Below are 20,341 nucleotides of genomic sequence, written 5' to 3'. Positions count from 1 at the left end.
ACAACCACGGGGCGGGCCGCGCGCGGCCCGCCCCGTGTCCGCCGGCCCAGGACCCATTCTTTCGGAGTCACCCTTGTCCGACCTGCTGCTCGTCTGCCGCCTGACCCTGATCTGCGTGCTGGCCGTGGCCGGTCTCGCCAAGCTGCGCGACCGCCGCCGATTCGCCACGGCACTGGGCGACCTCACCTACCTGCCGGCGGCCGCCCGGCCGGCTCTCGCCGTCCTGGTGCCCGCGGCGGAGCTCATCGCCGCCGTACTCCTCGCCCTGCCTCGGACGCTCACCGCGGGCCTGGCCGTCGCCGCCGCCCTGTGCGCGGCATTCAGCGCCGTCGCCGTCACCACCATGCGGAGCCGCAGCTCCGCCGGCTGCCCCTGCTTCGGCAGCAGGACCACTGTGCCCATGGGCCCCTGGCATGTCGCCCGCAACGCCACGCTCACCGTGCTCGCCCTCCTCGGTGGCGCCATCGCCCTCACCCACGGCACCACCACTCCCATCAGCGCCCCCGCACTCGCGCTCGCCGTCGCCATCGCCGGCTATCTCACCGTGTTCGCCGTCTTCACCGACGACCTCGCCTTCTTCTTCTCCGCCCGCACCGGCCAACGCTGAAAGGACGATCACAGAGTGAGCTACGCCATCACCGGCCTCGCCCTTCTCGCCGCGGTCTCCCTCGTCAACGCCCTCCTCACCTTCGCGGTCGTCAAACGCTGGCGTGCCATGATGGCCGCCCCCGCCCCCGCCCCCGCCCCGGCCTCGGGCCCTCCAGCCCTCGCCGTACACGAAGGTGACCACACCCCCGCTTTCACCTTGCACACCCCCCGGGGCGAAGTCAGCGAATCCACCCTGGCCGGGCACCCCGCCCTCGTCTGTTTCCTCCGCCCCGACTGCGGGCCCACCAGGGAGAGCCTCCCCGAGATCCAACGGTGGGCCGAGGCGAACACCCCGTCGGGCGCGCATCTCGTCGCCGTCATCAACGGACCGCCCACCGAGGCCGGCCCCCTGCTCGAAGCAGTCGGCCCGCTCACCGAACTCACCGCCACCGAACCCCCGAACGGTCCCGTTGCCGGCGCCTTCGGCGTACGTCACCACCCCACCTTCGTCCTCCTCGACGCCGACGGGACCATCACCGAGACAGGCATCGGCCAAGGTTCCCTGCCCGCGCTCAACCTCCTCACCGCATGAGCGGGCGGTCCACCTCCCGTACGGCCGAATTCCTGCGGGGCCTCACCGCCGTACTCGCCCTCACGCTGCGGTCCTGCCCCGGGGCACTCGCCGTCCGCATCGCCACCGTCGTCATCGCGGGTACAGCCCCCGTAGCCGCCTCCTGGCTGCTCAAGTACGTGGTCGACAGCCTCACCGCGGATGAATTCCGCGCCTCGGACCTCAACTGGGCCGCGGCCGGCATCGGCCTGCTCACTGTCCTCCTCGCCGCCGCCTCAGCCATCTCCTCCTACGCCGACGGCCGCATCCGCCGCGCCACCTCCACCCGGGCCCAGACCGACCTGCTCACGGCTGTCAACCGGCTCAGCGGTCTGTCCAAGCTCGAACAGCCCGCCTTCCACGACCGCGTCCAACTCGCCATCCAAAGCGCGCAGGGGGCCGAGCGACTCGTCGGTGCAGCACTCCAGGGCGCCCAGGGAGTCCTCACCCTGGCGGGCTTCCTGGGAAGTCTCCTGCTCATCAGTCCCACTCTGGCAGCCGTCCTCGTCGCCGCGGCCGTTCCGGCCCTCTTCGCCCACCTGGCCAACAGCCGGCATCGCGCGGACATGTTCTGGCGCACCAGCAACCTCGCCCGCCGCCAGATCTTCTACCGAGGGCTCCTCACCGACACACAAGCGGCGAAAGAGATCCGCCTCTACGGCCTCGGCGGCTACTTCGCGCAGCGCATGCGTACCGATCTCGACAGCATCAACCGGCAGGAGGAACGCCTCGACCGCCGCCTCGTCACCCACGAGACGGCCCTCGCCGTCCTCGGAGCCGGCGTCTCCACCGGCGCACTCGTCTGGGGCGTGCACCAGGCCGCCGCACACGCCCTCACCGCCGGTGACGTGTCCCTCCTCGTCGCCGCCCTCGCCGGCATGCAGTCGGCACTCGTCGGCCTGGTGGGGTGCATCGCCCAAAGCCACCAGACGGCTCTGCTGTTCAGCCACTACCTGCATGTCACCCAGGTCCGGGACGACCTCCCCGCCCCGGCCGCCCCGATCGTCCCACCGTCCCTGAGCCACGGCATCGAACTCCGGGACGTCTGGTTCCGCTACACCGACGACGGACCGTGGATCCTCCGCGGAATCAGCCTGACCATCCCGCACGGCACCAGCCTGGCCGTCGTCGGTCTCAACGGCGCCGGCAAGAGCACCCTTGTCAAACTGCTGTGCCGCCTCTACGACCCGCAGCGGGGCAGCATCCACTGGGACGGCATCGACCTCAAGGACTTCCCTGCGGACCAGCTGCGCCGGCGAGTCAGCGTTGTCTTCCAGGACCCGATGGAGTACGACCTCACCGCCGGGGAGAACATCGGCCTCGGTGACCTCGGTTCTCTCCACGACCATGGGCGCATCCACGCCGCCGCCGCCGACGCGGACATCCACACCGCCCTCGCCCGCCTCCCACAGGGGTACGACACCATGCTCAGCCGGATGTTCTTCCCCGACGACACCGAAGACACCAGCCCCGGTGTCCAGCTGTCGGGCGGCCAGTGGCAGCGCCTCGCGCTCGCCCGGGCCCTGATGCGCTCCGAACGGGATCTCATGATCCTCGACGAACCCGGCACCGGCCTCGACGCGGTCGCCGAACGCCATGTCCACGACCGGCTCACCTCACTGCGCCGGGGCGCGACGAGCATCCTCGTCTCCCACCGCCTCAACACCGTCCGCGCCGCAGACGCCATCGTCGTCATCGCCGACGGAACCGTGCAGGAGACAGGCACCCACGAACAGCTCATGACCGCCCACGGCACCTATGCCGAGCTCTTCACCACGCAAGCCGAAGGCTACGAGGAGACCGTCCGGTGACCGCCGCGGCCCCGGTGCTCCTCGCCCTCGCAGGACTCCTCGTCCTCGCCGCAGCCCTGTTGGCGCGTGGGCGGCTGGTGGCTGTGACCGTCCGCGGACACAGCATGTCGCCGACCCTCATGCCCGGCGACCGGATCCTCATGCTCCGTGGAAGACGCCGTGTCGCCACGGGCCGGGTGGCCGTCGTCGTCGCACCCCACCCCGAGCACGGCTGGCACTCCGCCACGGGCACCACGCCCGACTCGTGGTACGTCAAACGCATCGTCGCCGTCGCCGGAGAGCCCGTACCGCACTGGGCCGGCCGATGCCCCGGTACCCACGTGCCGCCGGGCATGCTCGTCCTCCTGGGCGAGAAGCCGGGCTCGATGGACTCCAAACAGTTGGGCTACTGCCCCGAGGAGAAGCTCATCGGAACTGTCCTGTTCCGCCTGCGTGCCGCTGCGGCGTCGTGAGCGTCTGATGCGCGAGGCGGACCTGCACAGCGCGGGCCCATGCCGACCCCGATCCTCAGCAGGCGCCGGTTCCGATGAAGCGTTCCACCAGGTCGGCCGTGGACTCCGGGTCGTCCAGAGCCAGTTGGCGCCCGGCTCGCTGCAGTGGCTCCACGCGGCTGTTCCTGCAGTCCGTCCTGGTGCCCATCCTGCCGGAGCGGGCCCCGCACCGCGTCGGCGACCGCTGCGGAACCGGCCTCGGCGCACCCTGTGAACCCACAGGGCGCTCCGGACTTCCGGAGCGTGCCCGGCCCGTGGACAATCGCCGCCATGAGCGAAGAGTCGATACGGAACTACCTGGCCTCGGTCGAGGGCCGACTGGCGGCCGACGGCTGCGGGCCGCGCTGGGAGGACTGGGCGGGCGTGCCGGTTCTCGTCGGCCGGCGGGCCGACTTCCGGATGCGGTGGGCGGCCACCAACCTGCATCTGTTCACCGTGGCCGCCGCCGTGCCCGAGATCACCGTCCCGGTGATCGACACGTTCACCACACAGGTGCTCGCGTACGCCAAGAAGAACAAGGGCGGGCTGCCCGTCGGCATGCAGACCGGAGTCGCCTGCTTCCCCCTCCTGGTCAGCGACCGGATCGACCCGGCCGCGATGGCCTGGGCGGAGGAGAAGCAGCGCAACAAATTCGCCTGCTTCGCCCGTCCGGTCGTCGTCGACACGGCGCAGGGGTACGTGGGGCTGTACCGAGGGAAGCCGGCCATCGGGCGCGCCTACGCCGGGCACCTCATCGAGAAGGGTGCCCTGTACTTCCAGCCGCAGCAGGGCTGAGGAACCGGTCCGGGGTCAGGGGTACTTCAGGCGGCTCAGCCACCACGGGGTGTCCGCTGATCCGGCCGCAGGATCGTTGAGGGTGTGCCGCAGGAACCGCTCGTCGAGTGGGGCGAGCACTGCGCGTAACTCGCGGGCGCAGTGCGGCGAAAGCGCGTGCAGGAGCACGTCGAGCACGCCGCGCCATGCCTCCGGACCCCAGTGGTCGCCCTGGCCGACCAGTCCTTCCACACCCGTCCGCAGAGGGTAGAGCACTCCCTGCCCGGGGATGTCAGCCAGTTGCCGCCAGTGCCGGAACGCTTCGTACGCGGCGCCCGGCCAGAAGCGTTCCCGTTCGGCGTGGGCGAGTTCGGTCAGGGCGCGCATCGAGAGCCCGGGCACCACGGCCCGGCTCTCCCACGGGCGGTGACGGTGCCGCAGGCCCCTGCGGACGGCGGCCGGCGGCCTACGCGGCATGGGCCTTTCGCGTGTCGGTCATGCCGTCCATGATGCACCGCCCCCGGGGGCGTGCGCGAGCGGTTTCGGCCGAGCGGTGCGCCCGTGCGGCCTCGGTGTCCCCGGCCACCGGCCGTCGGAGCGGGGACGGCGGCGGTCGGGGGAGACGCCGTGTGCGGGGGGCGCCGGCGGGGCGATCAGCGCGCCCGCGATCAGGTGGGGAGGACCGTGGTGAGAGAGACGCGCGCGACGCTCACTGTGCGAACGTAAGGACGCCGACGCCGTGGGCGGGCGACGCGTGGGGTGATCGGCTGACAGTTCGATCGACGGAGGAGAACGGCATGTCGTACCCGGAACCGACGTACACGGACGGCAAGGGCGAGATCAGCGCCACGTACCGGCCGGCGAGCACGGCGGCGAATCTGCTGACCCGCAGCGGCGGAAGTACCCACTACCTGGCGACCACGGAGACGACGCACGGCGAATTCGGGCTCTACCGGATGGACATGGCGCCCAGATCCGGCGGCCCTGCCACACACTTCCACCGGTCCATCTCGGAGTCGTTCTTCATCCTCGACGGGACGGTGCGGATCTACGACGGCGCGCAGTGGGTCGACGCGACGCAGGGCGACTTCGTCTACGTACCGCAGGGCGGACTGCACGCCTTCCGGAACGACTCCGAGGCACCGGCGTCGATGCTGCTGCTGTTCACACCGGGCGCGCCGCGCGAGGATTACTTCGAGAAGGTGGCGGAGGCCGCGCAGTGGTCGGAGGAGGAGCGGACCGAGTTCTTCATCAAGCACGACACGTACTGGACGGACTGACCCCGGCTCGCTCCCTCGCCGTCGGCAGCTCCCCGATCAGGGAGCCAGGCCCGTCTTGAGTCCAGCCCCGCACAGGGGGACGACGACACTGCGGTCCGTCCAGTCGCCGACCGCCGCCCAGCAGGCGACCCCGGTCGTCTCGACGTAGAAACCGCGGGCCGCAAGGTCTCTCTGTGCGGCCCGGATCTGATCTTCCGTCACTGTGAGGAAGGTGCCGCCCGACTCCCGTACCGCCGCCAGGATCTGTCGGGCGCGCGGCGGGCGGGGGATGGCGATGCCCTCGGCGAGCGTGGGGGCGGCGGGGGCGGCCCGGCCGGGAGGGTCGGGCAGGCCGTCCGCGCCTCGGTGGAACGCGGTGGCCAGCGGCGACACGGCCTCGGCCTGCACGGCGATCAGGGCGGGACGCGTGTCGATCAGGCCCTGGGCGAGGAGTTCCGAGGTGGCCAGCGCCGCGCCCAGCAGCAGCGTGCCGTTGCCGACCGGCACGGCGATGGCGTCGGGGAGCCTGCCGCCGAGGTCTTCCCACATCTCGTACACGTACGTCTTCGTGCCGTGCAGGAAGTACGGGTTGAAGACGTGCGAGGCGTAGAAGGTGCCGGCGGAGTCGGCGGCGGCCCTGGCGGCCAGCGCGGTGGCCTCGCGGTCGCCGGGGACGATCTCCAGGCGGGCGCCGTGGGCCCGGATCTGCTCGGTCTTCTTCGGGGATGTGCCCTCGGGGACGTACACCGTGCAGGGCAGTCGGGCCCGCGCGCAGTACGCGGCGGCGGCCGTCCCCGCGTTGCCACTGCTGTCCGCGACGACGCGACCGGGGGAGAGGCGGCGGGCCAGCTCGGCGAGCATCACGGCGCCGCGGTCCTTGAAGGAGAGGGTCGGCATCAGGAAGTCGAGCTTGGCGGAGACCGTGCCGGTGAGCGGTACGAGTGGCGTGCGGCCCTCGCCGAGGCTGGTGGTGGGCGAGGAGAGGGGCAGCACCTCTTCGTAACGCCACAGTGAATTGACGCGTGCGGCAAGCGCGTTGACGGAGAGCGGCGCATCCGGTTCGAAGTCGAGGTCCCAGGGGCCGCGGCAGACCGGACAGCACCAGGTCAGGGATGTGGTGTCGGCTCGGGTGCCGTCCTGCGGGCAGAGATACGTGGCCATGTCCGCCAGCATGTCAGCCGTGTGGCGGGTGGATGGCAAAGGTATGGCGTTCCTCAAGGCCGTCTTGTGGGATTCCCATGGATCGGTCAATCTTTCGCTGGCAGCAGGGAACGGGCAGCGCGGAAGCCGGCGTTGCGCTTGTCATGCTCACGTCAATGCTTTTCGTCCGTCCCCGAGCGACCCCCAACGCTACGCCAAAGCACCGCAATTGAGGAGGACCCCCCCACATGCCAGTGATGCGTCACACCCCCCACGCGCGTCGAAGACTCGCTGCGGCGAGCGTCATAGCAGGCGCCGCCCTCGCGCTCTCCACCGCGGCGGCGTTCCCCGCCGCCGCGGCCGGGACCGCGGCGGAAGGCCGGATCGAGAACGCGGGCGCGCAGGGCGCCATCAGCGGCAGCTACATCGTCACGCTCGACGAGGCGGCGGCCGACGCCGGCTCCACGCAGGGCAAGGCGCTCGCCAAGGAGTACGGCGCCACGATCAAGAAGACCTACCGCGCCGCCCTCAACGGCTACGCGGTCGAGCTCTCCGAGGCACAGGCGAAGAAGTTCGCCGCGGACCCGGCCGTCGAGTCCGTCGTGCAGAACCGGACGTTCACGGTCTCCGGCACCCAGCCGTCACCGCCTTCGTGGGGACTCGACCGGATCGACCAGAAGACCCTGCCGCTGAACCAGAGTTACACCTATCCCGACAAGGCGGGCGAGGGTGTCACGGCGTACATCATCGACACCGGTGTCCGGATCACCCACAGCGACTTCGGCGGCCGTGCCTCGTACGGCTACGACGCCATCGACAACGACAACACCGCGCAGGACGGCAACGGCCACGGCACGCATGTGGCGGGCACCGTCGCGGGTTCCGCGTACGGCGTCGCCAAGAAGGCGAAGATCGTCGCCGTGCGGGTCCTCGACAACAGCGGCTCCGGCACGACCGCACAGGTCGTCGCGGGCATCGACTGGGTGACGGCGCACGCCGTCAAGCCCGCCGTCGCCAATATGAGCCTGGGCGGCGGGGCGGACTCGGTGCTCGACGCCGCCGTGCGCAACTCCATCGCGTCCGGCATCACCTACGCCGTGGCCGCGGGCAACGAGTCGACCAACGCCTCCACCAAGTCCCCGGCACGCGTCACCGAGGCCATCACCGTCGGCTCCACGACCAGCACCGACGCCCGCTCCAGCTTCTCCAACTACGGCAGCGTGCTGGACATCTTCGCCCCGGGCTCGTCGATCACCTCCTCCTGGAACACCAGCGACAGCGCCACCAACACCATCTCCGGAACGTCGATGGCGACCCCGCACGTCGCCGGCGCCGCGGCCCTCTATCTGGCCGACCACCCGGCCGACACTCCCGCACAGGTCTCCGCCGGCCTGGTCGCCGCCGCCAGTACCGGAGTGGTGACCAGCCCGGGCACGGGTTCGCCGAACCGGCTGCTGAACGTCGGCAGCGGCACCACGACGCCGCCGGGCCCGAAGTTCGAGAACACGACGGGTTACACCATCAGCGACAACTCCACGGTCGAGTCGCCGATCACCGTCACCGGTGTCACCGGCAACGCACCCGCGGCGCTGAGTGTGCCCGTCAACATCACGCACACGTACATCGGCGACCTGAGGATCGACCTGGTCGCGCCCGACGGGTCGGTCTACAACCTGAAGGCGTACGGAACGGGCGGCAGCACCGACAACGTGATCACCACCTACACGGTGAACGCCTCGTCGGAGGTGGCCAACGGGACCTGGAAGCTGCGGGTCAGCGACAATGCCGCGGCCGACACCGGGAGGATCAACTCCTGGGCCCTGCAGTTCTGATCCGTGCGACGACGGGTCCGTGAACGGACCGAGGGTGTGGGGGCGGCCGCCCCCACACCCTCTCGCCCGCTAACGCCGGCCCAGGCCCTGGTCGACGGCGGTCATCAGCTCGCCGTCTTCCGTGTCCCCGTCCAGCGACCAGAACATCGCGCCGCCGAGGCCGTGGCTGCGGATGTACGAGGTCTTGGTGCGCAGCACCTGCGGGTCGTCGTACGTCCACAGGGTCGTGCCGTCGAACAGCCAGGCGTGCCCGTTCCTCACGTCCCGGTGGATCTTGTACATACCGGAGTCGGCCAGCTTCTTGAGGGCCTTGTAGTCCTCGTAGCCCGCCGCCCAGGTGGCGGGTGCGGGGGCCGCGGCCGGCCGGCCGAGACCGTCGCCACCGCCCGTCACGCCGGTCCAGCCCTGACCGTAGAACGGCATGCCCATCACCAGCTTGCGGGCAGGGGCGCCGCGCTCGATCCAGTCGCCGACGGTCTGGTCGACACTGAAGTCGCCCTTCGCGTACAGCGCGGACTGCTGCGCGGTGGTTTTCTCGCCGGAGACATGGAAGTCGTAACCCTGGAGGTTCACGAAGTCGAAGTCCCGCATGATGCGGCGCACGTCGAAGCCCGCGTCGATCTTGGCGGGGGCGGTGGGGACGAACGCGGAGAGGTCGTAGTGCTTCGGCCTCGCGCCGTGGCCCTTCCCCTTCCCCTTCCCCTTCCCCTTCCGCGCCTTCGCGCTGCTCTTCGCGTACGCGTCGAGCTGGGTACGGAACTCGTGCACCAGGGCGGTGAAGTTCTGCTTGTCCTCGGGGCGGTGGACCGTGTCCGTGTCTCCGGCGGAGCCGGGCCATTCCCAGTCGATGTCCACGCCGTCGAAGAGCCCCGCTGCGGCTCCCTCGCCGCCGCGCGCCCCGTCCACCGGCAGATTGCCCTTGATGTACAGGTCGATGCAGGAGGAGACGAATGCCTTGCGGGAGGCGGCGGTGCGGGCCGCGTCCGAGAAGTGGGTGGACCAGCTCCAGCCGCCCAGCGAGATCATCACCTTCAGACCGGGGTGCTTGGCCTTGAGCCGGCGCAGCTGGTTGAAGTTGCCCGCGAGAGGCTGGGTGTCGGTGTCCGCGACGCCGTCCACCGACTCGGCGGCGTCGAGCGGACGGACGTAGTCCGCCCAGGCGTCCGCCTCACCGGGCACATTGCCGGCCAGGCACGTGCCGTCGGCGCTCGCGTTGCCGAAGGCGTAGTTGATGTGGGTGAGTTTGGCGGCGGTGCCGCTCGTGTCCAGGTCCTTGACCTGGAAGTCGCGCCCGTAGACGCCCCATTGGGTGAAGTAGCCGACGCGTTTGTAGGCGGGGGCGGACGCGGCGGCGCGGCGGTCGTGGCTTCCGGTGCCGCTGCTGGCGCGATCTGCGGTGGCGGAGGCGGGGGCGATGCCGGCCGCCAGAGAGAGGGCGGAGGCGGCGAGGGCGAGTCCGGACAGGGTTCTTCGACGCATGAGGCCCGTTCCTGTGCGTATGCCGAGAGGTATGAGAGCCGTGCTGTGAGGTGTGCTGTGCGCAGAGGAAGCTATTGGTCTGGACCAAATCGGGTCAAGGGGTGGGAGCCGATCGCGGATGATCGGGGGCGGCCGGGGGGTCGGGTATGCGTCGTGCGGCGCCAAGTCATCACTTCGGGTGAAACATTGGCCTGTGCTTGCGGTCCACAACCGACGGTTGCCAGGCTGTTGCAGACTGTCAACCTGTTGGGAGTGGCCTGTGACTTTCGGTGAGCAGCCCGCCTATCTGCGCGTTGCGAGCGATCTGAGAGAGAAGATCGCCAATGGTTCGCTGCCGCCGCATACGCGCCTGCCGTCGCAGGCCCGTATCCGCGAGGAGTACGGAGTCTCCGACACGGTCGCGCTGGAGGCGCGCAAGGTGCTGATGGCCGAAGGGCTGGTCGAGGGGCGCTCCGGTTCCGGTACGTATGTGCGCGAGCGCCCGGTCCCGCGTCGCATCGCCCGATCCGGATACCGTCCGGGCGCCGGTGCCAGCCCGTTCCGCCAGGAGCAGACGGCGGACGGGGTGCGGGGGACGTGGGAGTCCCACAGCGAGCAGGAAGGGGCGAGCCCGGAGATCGCCGAGCGGCTCGGCATCGAGACGGGTGACCGGGTGATGCGTACGAGATACGTCTTCCGGGAAGCGGGGGAGCCGATGATGCTCTCCACTTCCTGGGAGCCCCTCGCCATCACGGGGCGCACGCCGGTGATGCTGCCGGAGGAGGGCCCGTTGGGCGGCTGCGGGGTGGTCGAGCGGATGGCCGCGATCGATGTCGTCGTGGACAACGTGGTCGAGCAGGTCGGCGCGCGCCCGGGACTGGCGGAGGAGCTCCTGGCGCTCGGCGGTGTGCCGGGTCATGTGGTGATGGTGATCGGGCGCACGTACTACGCATCGGGGCGGGCGGTCGAGACGGCGGATGTGGTGGTGCCCGCCGACCGCTACCGGATCGCCTATCACCTTCCTGTCAGGTGAGCGGCGGTCCGCGCGCCGGTGGGCTTCATCGGGGCGCGCTGTCGAGCCCTCGGTCGAACACGGCGCCGATCCCTTTGCCGAGTGCGCCGGCGGGACTCTTCCGGGCCCCGGCGGGCCTGCGGCCGGGACTTCTGTCGGGTGACCGATACCCGGACGGTCTGTCCTGGACCCGTGACGACGAGTTAACGCCCACCCGGTTCCCGTAACCGAGGGGCAATCGCCGGCCGTAACGAGTTGTCATGTCCTGCTCCTACCTTCCCGTCCGTACCCGCACACCGGACAGACGAACGGGAAGTCACCGATGACGGACACAGCCACCCCTGCGACGGCCGGGGTCCCGGAAGCGCAGCCCGCCGGAGCTCCCGGATCCGACGGGGCTGCCGGGACACCGGCCGTCGCCCCGTCGCCTCCCGGACGCAGCTATGCCGGACTCGCCGCCGACGAGAGCCGGGAGGACTACTCCCTCCGCTACGCACCGCATTCCTTCCGGCGCTGGTCGCCCTCGGTGGTCGCGGGCACCGCGCTCGGCGGGATCGCCTATCTCGCCGACTTCGCGATCGGCGCCTCGATCGTCTTCACCTACGGCTTCACCAGCGGCCTCGCCTCGATCCTCGCCGCGGCGACGATCATCTTCCTCACCGGTATTCCGATCGCCCGGGCCTGTGCGAAGTACGGCCTCGACATGGACCTGGTCACGCGCGGCGCCGGCTTCGGCTACTTCGGCTCGACGCTGACCTCGTTGATCTACGCGTCCTTCACCTTCATCTTCTTCGCCCTCGAGGGCTCGATCATGGCGCAGGCCATGCACCAGGCCGTCGGACTGCCGGTCCAGGCCGGCTATCTGCTGACCACGTTGATCGTCATCCCGATCGTCTTCCGGGGCATGGGTGCGCTCGCCAAGGTGCAGGCCTGGACCCAGCCGATCTGGATTGTCGGCATGGTCCTGCCGTTCGTGGTACTCGCCTTCGAAGCGCCGGACGCCTGGGGCGCGTTCGGCTCCTTCGGCGGTACGGAAGGCGCGGGCTCCGGCTTCTCCTGGATCGGGTTCGGACTCGGCACGGGCGTCGCCCTCTCGCTGATCGCCCAGATCGGCGAGCAGGCCGACTATCTGCGCTTCATGCCCGCCAGGACCGAGGCCAACAAGCGTCGCTGGAACCTCGCGGTGCTCGTCGCCGGGCCCGGCTGGGTCGTCATCGGGGCGGCGAAGCAGCTCGGCGGCGCGCTGCTCGCCTTCGTGGCGCTGGAGGCGGTCGGCAAGACACATGCACTGGAGCCGATCGCACCGCAGATCGAGGCGCTGAGGCCGTGGCTCGGCTCGTTCGCCCTGCCGGCCGCCGCGGTCTTCGTGATCGTCTCGCAGATCAAGATCAACGTGACCAACGCCTACAGCGGTTCACTGTCCTGGTCGAACTTCTTCTCCCGCATCACCCACAAGCACCCGGGCCGGGTCTGGTACATCTTCCTCAACCTCGCCATCGCGCTCACGCTGATGGAGATGAACATGTTCGCGGCCCTCAACAAACTGCTGGGCTTCTACTCGAACGTGGGCATCGCCTGGATCGCAGCCGTCGCCGCCGACCTGGTCATCAACAAGCGGATCGGTCTGAGTCCCCGGTACATCGAGTTCAAGCGCGCCTACCTGTACGCGGTGAACCCGGCCGGATTCGGCGCGATGGTGATCGCCTCGACCCTTTCGATCCTCGCCTTCTTCGGGCTGTTCGGCACCTACGCGGAGGCCTTCTCGACCTTCATCGCCGCCGGACTCTCCCTGGCGCTCTGCCCGTTGATCGCGTGGGCGACGAAGGGCGCGTACTACCTGGCCCGCCCCAACCCGGTGAACGGGCCGGGCGTCGAGATCGAGGACCTCACCGCCACCCACACCTGCTCGGTCTGCGACACCGCCTACGAGCTCCCGGACATCGCCGACTGCCCGGTCCAGTCGGGGCCGATCTGTTCGCTGTGCTGCTCGCTCGACACGGAGTGCGGGGACGTCTGCCGCAAGGATCCGACCGCCGGCCCGGTCCTCATGCCGATGCCGACGCTGCGCACGGCGCCGGGGCCGGCCGAGGTGGCGGAGGCGTAAGCGGCACGACCGCTCCGCGCGGCACGGGGGCGCATCCGAATGGGTGCGCCCCTTTCGCGTTGGCCGGATCGGTGCCTCTTTGTGTAATTACGTATCCGTTGCGTAAAGGTCAGGCGTACGCTCGGGCATATGCGTACTGCGGTTTCCTGGGGATCCTTAGAGACGTGCACGCCGTTCAGGGGAGGGGCTCAATGCTCGGGAGGGACGCGATGAGCGACGGCGGTGCCGTGCTCCCGTGGCTGGTGATACGGCAGGACGACAACGGCAATCGGTACCGCGTCGGCAGGTACGCCACGCGGGACGAGGCGCAGAAGATCGCCGACAAGCTCGACAATCGCGGACACAAGCAGCTCTATTGGGTGGAGCGCATGGGGCAGAGCGCCCGGCCGTGACCGACGGGCGACTACGGGGGTGGTACGGGGCCGGGGCCGGTGAGGGGCGGAACCGGGGACTACGCTCCGGCCTATGAGTGATCGCGTGGTGGTGGCCGGAGCCGTCTATGACCAGGGGTGCCTGCTGGCCGCGCGTCGCAGTGCGCCGCCCGAGCTGGCCGGCCGCTGGGAGCTGCCCGGTGGAAAGCTGGAGCCGGGGGAGAGCGGCGAACAGGCGCTCGTGCGTGAACTCCGCGAGGAACTGGGCGTCGAGACCGAGCCGCTGGAGCGCATCCCCGGCGAGTGGCCGCTGGGGCCCGGATACGTACTTCAGGTGTGGACCGCGCGACTGGTGTCCGGCGTGCCCGCGCCGCTCCAGGACCATGACGAGCTGCGCTGGCTCGGGCCCGGCGAGGGTGACGAGATCGACTGGCTGGATCAGGACCGGCCCGCCGTCGCCGAAGCCATGCGCCGCCTCCCGGCCGGATCCGCGCCGGTCGAATCCACGACGGCCGAATCCACGCCGACCGGGACCGCGTCGACCCGGAGGCTGCCGGGCGGTGCGTGCTGCTGATCGGGTGCCCCTCTGCCCGCGCTGCGCGCACGTCGCCGTACGCCCGTACGCCCTACGCGTCGATTCCGGCGATAGGGCGCCCTAAATATCGGGTATGTGCTGATTAGCCCCCGTAAACAGGACGTTCTTCGTTGCTGGTCTTGGGAAGTGATCGGCGTGATCGATACCGAAGGCGACTGCGCCGAGTGGACCTTTCCAGCAGTGCCCGGCGCCGTCCGTACTGCTCGGCATGCGGTCCACGAGGCGCTGCGGGGGTGGGGACTCGATGCGGCCGTCGGTGATGTGACCGTCCTGCTGGTCAGCGAGCTGGTGACCAATTCCTTGCGCTACGCCTCGGGCCCCATCGGGGTACGGCTGGTGCGCCCCCACCTCGATGGCGAAGTTCCGGACGCCCACCCCGGACTGCTGGTGGAAGTCTCCGATCCGCTTCCGGATCCGCCCACCGAACGTGCTGCCGCGCCCGACGACGAAGGCGGCCGAGGACTGCAACTGGTGGCCTGTTCCGCACGCCGCTGGGGGACCCGGCGCGGAAAGAGCGGAAAGACAGTGTGGTTCGAGCTGGCCCTCCCTGGTTAGGAGTGGGGTGGGACGCACAGCGATCACCGGAGGCCGGGCCGAACCTGGCTGAAAGGGACTGTGGCCGTGCTGTGATCCTGAACGCCGTGCCGGAGAGCGCCGTAGTGCTGAATACTGCGGGCAGGACCGGTCCGGTGTGTGAGCTGGAGGGGACGGTCGCGTGAGCGAAATACCTGGGACAGCGGGCGACGTCGTGTGGCAGAGCAACCCGCCTGGCTCGATCTATGACTACATCAGGGTCGCCTCCTTCTCGATCGGCCCCGACGGGCTGATCGAGCAGTGGAGCCGCCGGGCCGCCGGCCTCTTCGGCATTGCCGCGCACGAGGCGGTGGGCAGGGACCCGGTCGAGACCTTCATGCCCGCAGAGCTGCGCACCGGTGGCCATCGCCGGGTCGGCGAGATACTCGACGGCAAGGAGTGGACGGGCCTCGTCCCCTTCCGGATGCCGGGCGAGAACGCCGTGCACGGTCTCGCCGAGGTCTATGTCATGCCCAGCGAGACGGAGAGTGGGGAACCGGCCGCCCTCTGTATAGTCGTGGACGTCCGCGCCCTGCGGCGTATCGAGACGGACCTTGCGGCATCGCAGGCCATTTTTGGTCAATCTCCCTTCGGTTTCGTGCTGTTCGGCACAGACTTCACGGTCGTGCGCGCCAACCAGCGCTTTGCCACCGTCTTCGGCGGCCAGGCCGACGACCACCGCGGCCGCACGGTCGACGACTATCTCGCCCGCCCCGAGGCCGAGCGGCTCACCACCACACTCCGGCGTGTTCTGGAGACCGGGGACTCCGTCACCGATCTCCAACTCGTCGGCACCGCACCGGGCAAATCCGAGAGCCGCCACTGGTCGATGAACCTCTACCGCGTGCACAGCGGAGCAGGCCGCCCCATCGGCATAGCCGGACTGGCCACAGATGTCACCCGTCGGCACATCGCCGCCCGCGAGGCCGCCAGCGCCCGCCGCAACCTCGCCCTGCTCAACGAGGCCGGCGCCCGCATCGGCAACTCCCTCGACCTGGAGACCACCGCCCGCGAACTCCTCGGCGTCGCTGTACCCGGCTTCTGCGACCTCGCCTCGGTCGACCTCTATCAGGGGCTGCTCACCGGTGACGAAGCGCCGCCAGGCAGTTGGGGCTCGCTCCACCACGAGCCCGTCGGCGGATCCGCGGAACTGCGCCGTGTCGCCTTCGCCAGTGCCGTGTCGGATGCCTTTCCGGCCACTGCCCCGGACAGCGCCTCGACCGACGGTGCCGTCGACCCGCCCGCCCTGGGCGCCGTCCACCGCTACTCCTTCAACTCCCCCTGCTCCATAGCCCTGCGGACAGGCCACGTCGAGGACGTCCCCGGCGACGACCGCGGCTTCGTCCAATCAACCCTTGCCGTTCCGATGGTCGCCCATGACACCGTCGTCGGCCTCGTCCAGTTCTCCCGCACCAAGGGCAGCGAACCCTTCGGCGAACGCGACCGGGCCCTCGCCACCGAACTCGCTGCCCGCGCCGCCGTCTGTATCGACAACGCCCGCCTCTACCGGCGCGAGCACGAGCGCGCGCTCATCCTCCAGCGCAGCCTGCTGCCACCGGGCGATCCCGAGGCAGCCGGTCTCGACATCGCCTGCCGTTATCTCCCCGGCAACACCGCGACCGAGGTCGGCGGCGACTGGTTCGACGTGATCGAGCTCCCCGGACACCGCACCGCCCTGGTGGTCGGCGACGTCATGGGCCGTGGACTGCGGGCCGCCGTCGCCATGGGCGAACTGCGCACCGCCGTAAGGACCCTGGCCCTCCTCGACCTGGAACCCGCCGAGGTGCTCTCCGCCCTCGACGAGGTCGCCCGCGGTCTGGGCACCCCCGGTGCCAGCACTCCCTCCGACGGCCTGGGCGGCGCCCAGTGGCCGTCACGGGCGTCCCACAAGGCCCGGGACGCAGATCTCTCCGAGGTCTATCTGGCGACCTGTGTCTACGCCGTCTATGACCCGGTCACCCGGCGGTGCACCTTTGCCAACGCCGGACACCTCCCCCCTGTTGTGGTCGAGCCGGGCGAACCCGCCCTGCTGCTCGACGTCCCGCCCGGGATGCCGCTCGGCGTCGGCGGCGAACCCTTCGAGGAAGTCGAGGTCGAACTGAAGGAGGGCGCCCTCCTCGCCCTCTACACCGATGGTCTCGTCGAGTCCCGCGACCACCCGCTCGACGAAGGACTGCAGGCGCTGCGCAACGCCCTCGTCGAACCCGAGCTCCCGCTCGAGGACGTCTGCGACCATGTACTGACCACGCTCGACACCCGGCACGGTGAGGACGACATCGCCCTGCTGATGGCCCGCATCCAGGGGCTGCCGATCGACGCGGTCGGCGACTGGCGGCTGCCGCGCGAACCCCGCTCCGTCGGCCGTGCCCGCGAACTGGCCCGTCGCCAACTGCTCGCCTGGGAACTCGATGACCTGGTGGACACCACCGAACTGCTCGTCAGTGAGCTGGTCACCAACGCTTTGCGCTACGGCGAGGGCGAGATCCGGCTCAGACTGCTGCGTGACCGTACGCTCGTGTGCGAGGTATGGGACGCAGGTCTCGTCCAGCCGCGGCGACGCCGAGCACGCGACACGGACGAGGGCGGGCGCGGGTTGCAGCTGGTCGGGCTGCTGAGTGCGGCCTGGGGTTCGAGGCGGACTCCGCGCGGCAAGACCGTCTGGTTCGAGCTGCCGCTGCCCGACGGGGAACCGGCCGCAGAACGCACGGTCGAGCAGCTGCTGAGCATGTTCTGAACGCGGGACCGGGACCCGGGGCCGGAACGGCTGCCGCTCCGGGTGCGGCGGTCATGACGCCGTTTTCAGGGCGGCAAGCCGGGCCTCGATCTCGGCGCTGTCGCCCAGGCTGTCCAGCCGCTCGAACTGGGCGTCCAGGGACGATGCGGCGAGCTCCTGCTTGCCCATCGCCTTCGCCTCCTCGCGCCTCACCTTGTCCTCGAAGCGGCTGAGCTCACTGGTCGGGTCCAGCACGTTGATGTTCTTGACGGAGTCCATCATCTGGTTCTGTGCCCGGGCGGACTTGGCGCGTGCGACGAGCTCGTCCCGCTTGGACTTCAGCTCTGTCAGCTTGCTCTTCATCCGGTCCAGGCCGGACTTGAGCTTGTCCACCACCTCCGTCTGCGCGGCGATCGTCGGCTCTGCGGTCTTGGCCTCCTTCTCCGACTGCAACTGGCGGCCGAGCGCGACCTTGGCCAGGTTGTCGAACGTGTCGGCCTCCGCTGCCGATCCCGCCGCCCGCAGCTCGTCGGCCTTGCGACTGGCGGCGAGGGCCTTGTCGCCCCATTCCTCGGCCGCCTCGACGTCCTCCCGGTGGTCCTGCTCCATCAGCCGCAGATTGCCGATGGTCGCCGCCACCGCCTGTTCGGCCTCCGAGATGTTCGCCGTGTAGTCGCGGATCAGCTGGTCCAGCATCTTCTGCGGATCCTCCGCCTGGTCCAGCAGCGCATTGATGTTGGCCTTCGCCAGCTGAGTGACGCGGCCGAGGACGGTCTGTTTGGTCATGGCACCTCTCCTTGGTATGGGCCGTGTGGACCGTATGAATTCCATGGGCCGTTCGAATCGGACAGGCCGTACGGGCAGCCCGAACGCAAGCGCGGATGTTCCGCCGATTTTTCAGAAGCGGCCGCCGCCGCCCCGCCTTCCGCGGGTGCCCCCGCCGCCGAAACTGCCGGGCCCGCCCCTGCCACCGCTCCCGCCGAATCCGCCCCCGAACCCCCCTCCGTAGCCGCCGCCCCCGCCGCCCAGGAGACCGCCGAGGATGATCCCGCCGAGGACTGCCCCGCTCATCCCGCCTCCGCCTCCTTGTACACCGCCCGGACCGTTTCGGTTCCCGTACGCCCGCACATCCTGTTCGGCCAGGCTCTGCGCCTGTCTGGCCAGCGAGTCCGCCCGATGTGCCTCGGCCAGGGCGCCCTGCGGATCGTCGTTCCCGGCCAGCTCCCCGGCCCGCTCCAGTCGCCGCTGCGCCTCCGCGAGGCGGGTCCGGGCCTGGCTGCCCACCGCCCCGCGGTTCGTCGTGATGTAGTCCGCGGCTGCGGCAATCGCCGACCGTGCGGTGAGCGTCGCGTGGTCGAGCAGGGACTGGGCGCGGCGATGACCCTGCTCCCGCTCGCGTGCCCCGGCCAGCGCCTCGTCGAGCGCCGCATCCGCCTCCTCCACCCTGCGCAGCGCATCGATGGGGTCGTGAGGCCCGGCCGCCAGCTCCCTCCTCACCTCGCCGAGCACCGACCGGGCCCGGGCGATCCGGCCCCGTAGATCCGCGGTCGGCACGTTTTCCGCGGTGCCTTCGAGCAGCCCGTTCGCATCGGCAAGATCGGCTTCTGTCTCGGTGAGGGCGGCCGGCAGCTTCGCCGCCGCCTCAGCGAGCTCCCGGGCCCGCCGGTCCACGGCGTCGACGAGGGTGGTCGCCTGGCCGACCGCGCCCTCGGTGGCCCGTACATACACCGCGGCTGCCGCGTTGTTGCCCCCGTCCACCGCCTGTCGCGCCTGGTTGAGACTCGAGGTCGCGAAGAGGAGACGGTCCTTCGCCTGTTCGACATCGCCCGTGACGGAGGAGGAGGCCGATTCCGCATACCGATCGCGCAGCGTGGTGAGAACCGTGGCGGCCGCCGAGACCCGACCCGCGAGCGCACGGAAAGCGGACTCGGCGGTGGCCACTGCCTGCGGAGCGTTGCGTTCCAGTGCGCGCAGCCGGTCGAAGTCCTCGGAGACGGCGTCGAGTCGTGTGTTGGCCTCGGTGCAGCGGCTGATGATCTCGTCCAGCATCCGACGGCGCGTCGCGTCGTCCTCGGGGAAGGCGTCGTCGAGCTGCTGGCGCAACCGGAACGCGGCGGTCAGCTCGTCCTTCGCGCATGTGACGGCCCCGGTGAACGGGGCGGCGGTCTCCTCCCCGAACTGCGCGGTGGCAAAACCGAGTTCTTCTTCGCTGGTACGGACCGCGTCGTCCGTGTCCACCAGCGTCTGTTTGGCCCGGGCATCGAGCTCCGGAAGCGGAGTCGGCAGCTCCGGCGGAGGGGCGCCCTGTCCCCAGCCGGTCGCGCCGGGAGTGGTGCGGGTCGTGGTGCGTTTCTTCCTGCGGGTGTACGTATAGGCGGCGAACGCTCCGGCCCCGCCGACGAGGGCCACGGGCAGGAGCAGGTCCCAGGCGCTTGTCCCGCCGGGAGTCCCCGTTCCGGGATCGTTGACGCCGGGTGTGACGGCGGGGGTGGGCACGGCCTTCCCGGCCAGCACGGCGGTATAGCCGTCGGCGGCTCCGATGGCGGCGCCCGCCCAGTCGTTCTCCCTGAGGGCCGGTTCGATGGCCGTGCTCGCCACGTCCCGAAGCTGGGCGTCGGTCAGGCGGGAGCCCTGGTCGACGGTGTACGCGTACTTCCGGTCGTGTGTGGCGACAGCGAGCAGGACGTCCTCCAGGCCGAGTCCGTTCCTGCGGGCGGTCTCATCGGCCCAGTTCTGCGCGGAACGGCCGGAGAAGTCACGTACGTACACGACGAAGAGCTGGATGCGGCGGTCGGTGTAGAGACGGTCGAGCGCGGCGACCACTTCGGACCTTCGATCACCGAGAGCACCCACCTTGTCGGTGATCTGCCCGTCCCGGGACAACGTCACGGGGCCGTCGGCGCGGGCGATCGGCGCAGCGGGAAGGGCCGGCCAGGCCAACGCCAACAGCACGGCGACGAGGGCGCGGCCCGGTATGAGGATCCGGGTACGGCTCACGAGCTGCATCACCTTTGTGAGGCTATGTCCACCC

18 protein-coding genes are annotated in these 20,341 nt (G+C 70.2%); 13 read left to right on the top strand and 5 right to left on the bottom strand.

The genetic code is table 11. The annotated features are described in order from the left end of the window. The first annotated feature begins 73 nt into the window (after positions 1-73). The 5 genes from ACFU6I_RS28230 to ACFU6I_RS28210 all read left to right on the top strand — a co-directional run bounded on the left by ACFU6I_RS28230 (position 74) and on the right by ACFU6I_RS28210 (position 4,274). Complete coding sequence (locus ACFU6I_RS28230; RefSeq protein WP_384371758.1) at positions 74-607, top strand: MauE/DoxX family redox-associated membrane protein; 534 nt, start codon at positions 74-76, stop codon at positions 605-607. Positions 608-622: 15 nt separating this feature from the next. Further along, positions 623-1,180, top strand: a complete 558-nt coding sequence (locus ACFU6I_RS28225; protein ID WP_384371756.1) for a TlpA family protein disulfide reductase — start codon at positions 623-625, stop codon at positions 1,178-1,180. Then, the gene (locus tag ACFU6I_RS28220; protein ID WP_384371754.1) at positions 1,177-3,009 is read left to right on the top strand and encodes an ABC transporter ATP-binding protein; all 1,833 of its coding nucleotides are present in this window, start codon (positions 1,177-1,179) and stop codon (positions 3,007-3,009) included. Before ACFU6I_RS28225 ends, ACFU6I_RS28220 begins: the two co-directional genes overlap by 4 nt. Next, on the top strand, positions 3,006-3,461 hold the full coding sequence (locus ACFU6I_RS28215; RefSeq protein WP_384371752.1) for a S26 family signal peptidase: 456 nt from the start codon (positions 3,006-3,008) through the stop codon (positions 3,459-3,461). The genes ACFU6I_RS28220 and ACFU6I_RS28215 overlap by 4 nt, the downstream gene beginning before the upstream one ends. 309 nt (positions 3,462-3,770) lie before the next feature. Further along, complete coding sequence (locus ACFU6I_RS28210) at positions 3,771-4,274, top strand: levansucrase (protein WP_384036758.1); 504 nt, start codon at positions 3,771-3,773, stop codon at positions 4,272-4,274. A gap of 15 nt (positions 4,275-4,289) precedes the next feature. Here the strand turns inward: ACFU6I_RS28210 and ACFU6I_RS28205 are convergent, their stop codons facing one another. After that, on the bottom strand, positions 4,290-4,730 hold the full coding sequence (locus ACFU6I_RS28205) for a hypothetical protein (protein ID WP_384371750.1): 441 nt from the start codon (positions 4,728-4,730) through the stop codon (positions 4,290-4,292). A 320-nt stretch (positions 4,731-5,050) separates the two neighbouring features. Here ACFU6I_RS28205 and ACFU6I_RS28200 point away from each other — a divergent pair, with 320 nt between their 5' ends. Next, positions 5,051-5,533, top strand: a complete 483-nt coding sequence (locus tag ACFU6I_RS28200) for a cupin domain-containing protein (RefSeq protein ID WP_384371749.1) — start codon at positions 5,051-5,053, stop codon at positions 5,531-5,533. A 36-nt stretch (positions 5,534-5,569) separates the two neighbouring features. Here the strand turns inward: ACFU6I_RS28200 and ACFU6I_RS28195 are convergent, their stop codons facing one another. Then, a complete protein-coding gene (locus tag ACFU6I_RS28195) occupies positions 5,570-6,673 on the bottom strand; it encodes a threonine synthase (RefSeq protein WP_384371747.1) in 1,104 nt (367 codons plus the stop codon). A 227-nt stretch (positions 6,674-6,900) separates the two neighbouring features. Here ACFU6I_RS28195 and ACFU6I_RS28190 point away from each other — a divergent pair, with 227 nt between their 5' ends. Beyond that, positions 6,901-8,484 carry a S8 family serine peptidase gene (locus tag ACFU6I_RS28190; RefSeq protein WP_384371745.1) on the top strand — a complete coding sequence of 528 codons (1,584 nt, stop codon included), beginning with the start codon at positions 6,901-6,903 and terminating at the stop codon, positions 8,482-8,484. Positions 8,485-8,553: 69 nt separating this feature from the next. Here ACFU6I_RS28190 and ACFU6I_RS28185 read toward each other — a convergent pair whose 3' ends face one another. Next, positions 8,554-9,963, bottom strand: a complete 1,410-nt coding sequence (locus ACFU6I_RS28185) for a glycoside hydrolase family 18 protein (RefSeq protein WP_384371743.1) — start codon at positions 9,961-9,963, stop codon at positions 8,554-8,556. A 259-nt stretch (positions 9,964-10,222) separates the two neighbouring features. Here ACFU6I_RS28185 and ACFU6I_RS28180 point away from each other — a divergent pair, with 259 nt between their 5' ends. From ACFU6I_RS28180 to ACFU6I_RS28155, 6 genes are all read left to right on the top strand, one after another. Continuing rightward, positions 10,223-10,975, top strand: a complete 753-nt coding sequence (locus tag ACFU6I_RS28180) for a GntR family transcriptional regulator (RefSeq protein ID WP_384371741.1) — start codon at positions 10,223-10,225, stop codon at positions 10,973-10,975. 301 nt (positions 10,976-11,276) lie between these two features. After that, complete coding sequence (locus ACFU6I_RS28175) at positions 11,277-13,058, top strand: purine-cytosine permease family protein (protein WP_384371739.1); 1,782 nt, start codon at positions 11,277-11,279, stop codon at positions 13,056-13,058. 209 nt (positions 13,059-13,267) lie between these two features. Further along, on the top strand, positions 13,268-13,450 hold the full coding sequence (locus tag ACFU6I_RS28170) for an SPOR domain-containing protein (RefSeq protein WP_266981936.1): 183 nt from the start codon (positions 13,268-13,270) through the stop codon (positions 13,448-13,450). 73 nt (positions 13,451-13,523) lie between these two features. Continuing rightward, entirely contained in the window at positions 13,524-14,003 is a 480-nt protein-coding gene (locus tag ACFU6I_RS28165) for a (deoxy)nucleoside triphosphate pyrophosphohydrolase (RefSeq protein ID WP_384371737.1), read from the top strand. Between the two features lie 147 nt (positions 14,004-14,150). Continuing rightward, positions 14,151-14,579, top strand: a complete 429-nt coding sequence (locus ACFU6I_RS28160) for an ATP-binding protein (RefSeq protein ID WP_266981932.1) — start codon at positions 14,151-14,153, stop codon at positions 14,577-14,579. Positions 14,580-14,772: 193 nt separating this feature from the next. After that, the gene (locus ACFU6I_RS28155) at positions 14,773-17,331 is read left to right on the top strand and encodes a SpoIIE family protein phosphatase (protein WP_384371774.1); all 2,559 of its coding nucleotides are present in this window, start codon (positions 14,773-14,775) and stop codon (positions 17,329-17,331) included. 51 nt (positions 17,332-17,382) lie between these two features. Here ACFU6I_RS28155 and ACFU6I_RS28150 read toward each other — a convergent pair whose 3' ends face one another. Further along, entirely contained in the window at positions 17,383-18,096 is a 714-nt protein-coding gene (locus ACFU6I_RS28150; RefSeq protein WP_384371735.1) for a PspA/IM30 family protein, read from the bottom strand. Positions 18,097-18,207: 111 nt separating this feature from the next. Next, positions 18,208-20,316: a TPM domain-containing protein gene (locus ACFU6I_RS28145; RefSeq protein ID WP_384371772.1), complete on the bottom strand. Its 2,109-nt coding sequence runs from the start codon at positions 20,314-20,316 to the stop codon at positions 18,208-18,210. Between the last annotated feature and the right edge of the window lie 25 nt (positions 20,317-20,341).

It is taken from the genome of Streptomyces sp. NPDC057486 (assembly GCF_042802415.1).
GTDB classification, from domain to species: Bacteria; Actinomycetota; Actinomycetes; order Streptomycetales; family Streptomycetaceae; genus Streptomyces; species Streptomyces yanii.
This window is presented reverse-complemented; position numbering and strand designations above follow the sequence as displayed.

Excerpts from the sequence above, each read along its gene's own strand:
- ACFU6I_RS28220 (WP_384371754.1), top strand. The coding sequence starts at position 1,177 with ATGAGCGGGCGGTCCACCTCCCGTACGGCCGAATTCCTGCGGGGCCTC.
- ACFU6I_RS28210 (WP_384036758.1), top strand. The coding sequence starts at position 3,771 with ATGAGCGAAGAGTCGATACGGAACTACCTGGCCTCGGTCGAGGGCCGA.
- ACFU6I_RS28205 (WP_384371750.1), bottom strand. The coding sequence starts at position 4,730 with ATGCCGCGTAGGCCGCCGGCCGCCGTCCGCAGGGGCCTGCGGCACCGT.
- ACFU6I_RS28200 (WP_384371749.1), top strand. The coding sequence starts at position 5,051 with ATGTCGTACCCGGAACCGACGTACACGGACGGCAAGGGCGAGATCAGC.
- ACFU6I_RS28195 (WP_384371747.1), bottom strand. The coding sequence starts at position 6,673 with ATGGCCACGTATCTCTGCCCGCAGGACGGCACCCGAGCCGACACCACA.
- ACFU6I_RS28190 (WP_384371745.1), top strand. The coding sequence starts at position 6,901 with ATGCCAGTGATGCGTCACACCCCCCACGCGCGTCGAAGACTCGCTGCG.
- ACFU6I_RS28185 (WP_384371743.1), bottom strand. The coding sequence starts at position 9,963 with ATGCGTCGAAGAACCCTGTCCGGACTCGCCCTCGCCGCCTCCGCCCTC.
- ACFU6I_RS28175 (WP_384371739.1), top strand. The coding sequence starts at position 11,277 with ATGACGGACACAGCCACCCCTGCGACGGCCGGGGTCCCGGAAGCGCAG.
- ACFU6I_RS28170 (WP_266981936.1), top strand. The coding sequence starts at position 13,268 with ATGAGCGACGGCGGTGCCGTGCTCCCGTGGCTGGTGATACGGCAGGAC.
- ACFU6I_RS28165 (WP_384371737.1), top strand. The coding sequence starts at position 13,524 with ATGAGTGATCGCGTGGTGGTGGCCGGAGCCGTCTATGACCAGGGGTGC.
- ACFU6I_RS28150 (WP_384371735.1), bottom strand. The coding sequence starts at position 18,096 with ATGACCAAACAGACCGTCCTCGGCCGCGTCACTCAGCTGGCGAAGGCC.
- ACFU6I_RS28145 (WP_384371772.1), bottom strand. The coding sequence starts at position 20,316 with ATGCAGCTCGTGAGCCGTACCCGGATCCTCATACCGGGCCGCGCCCTC.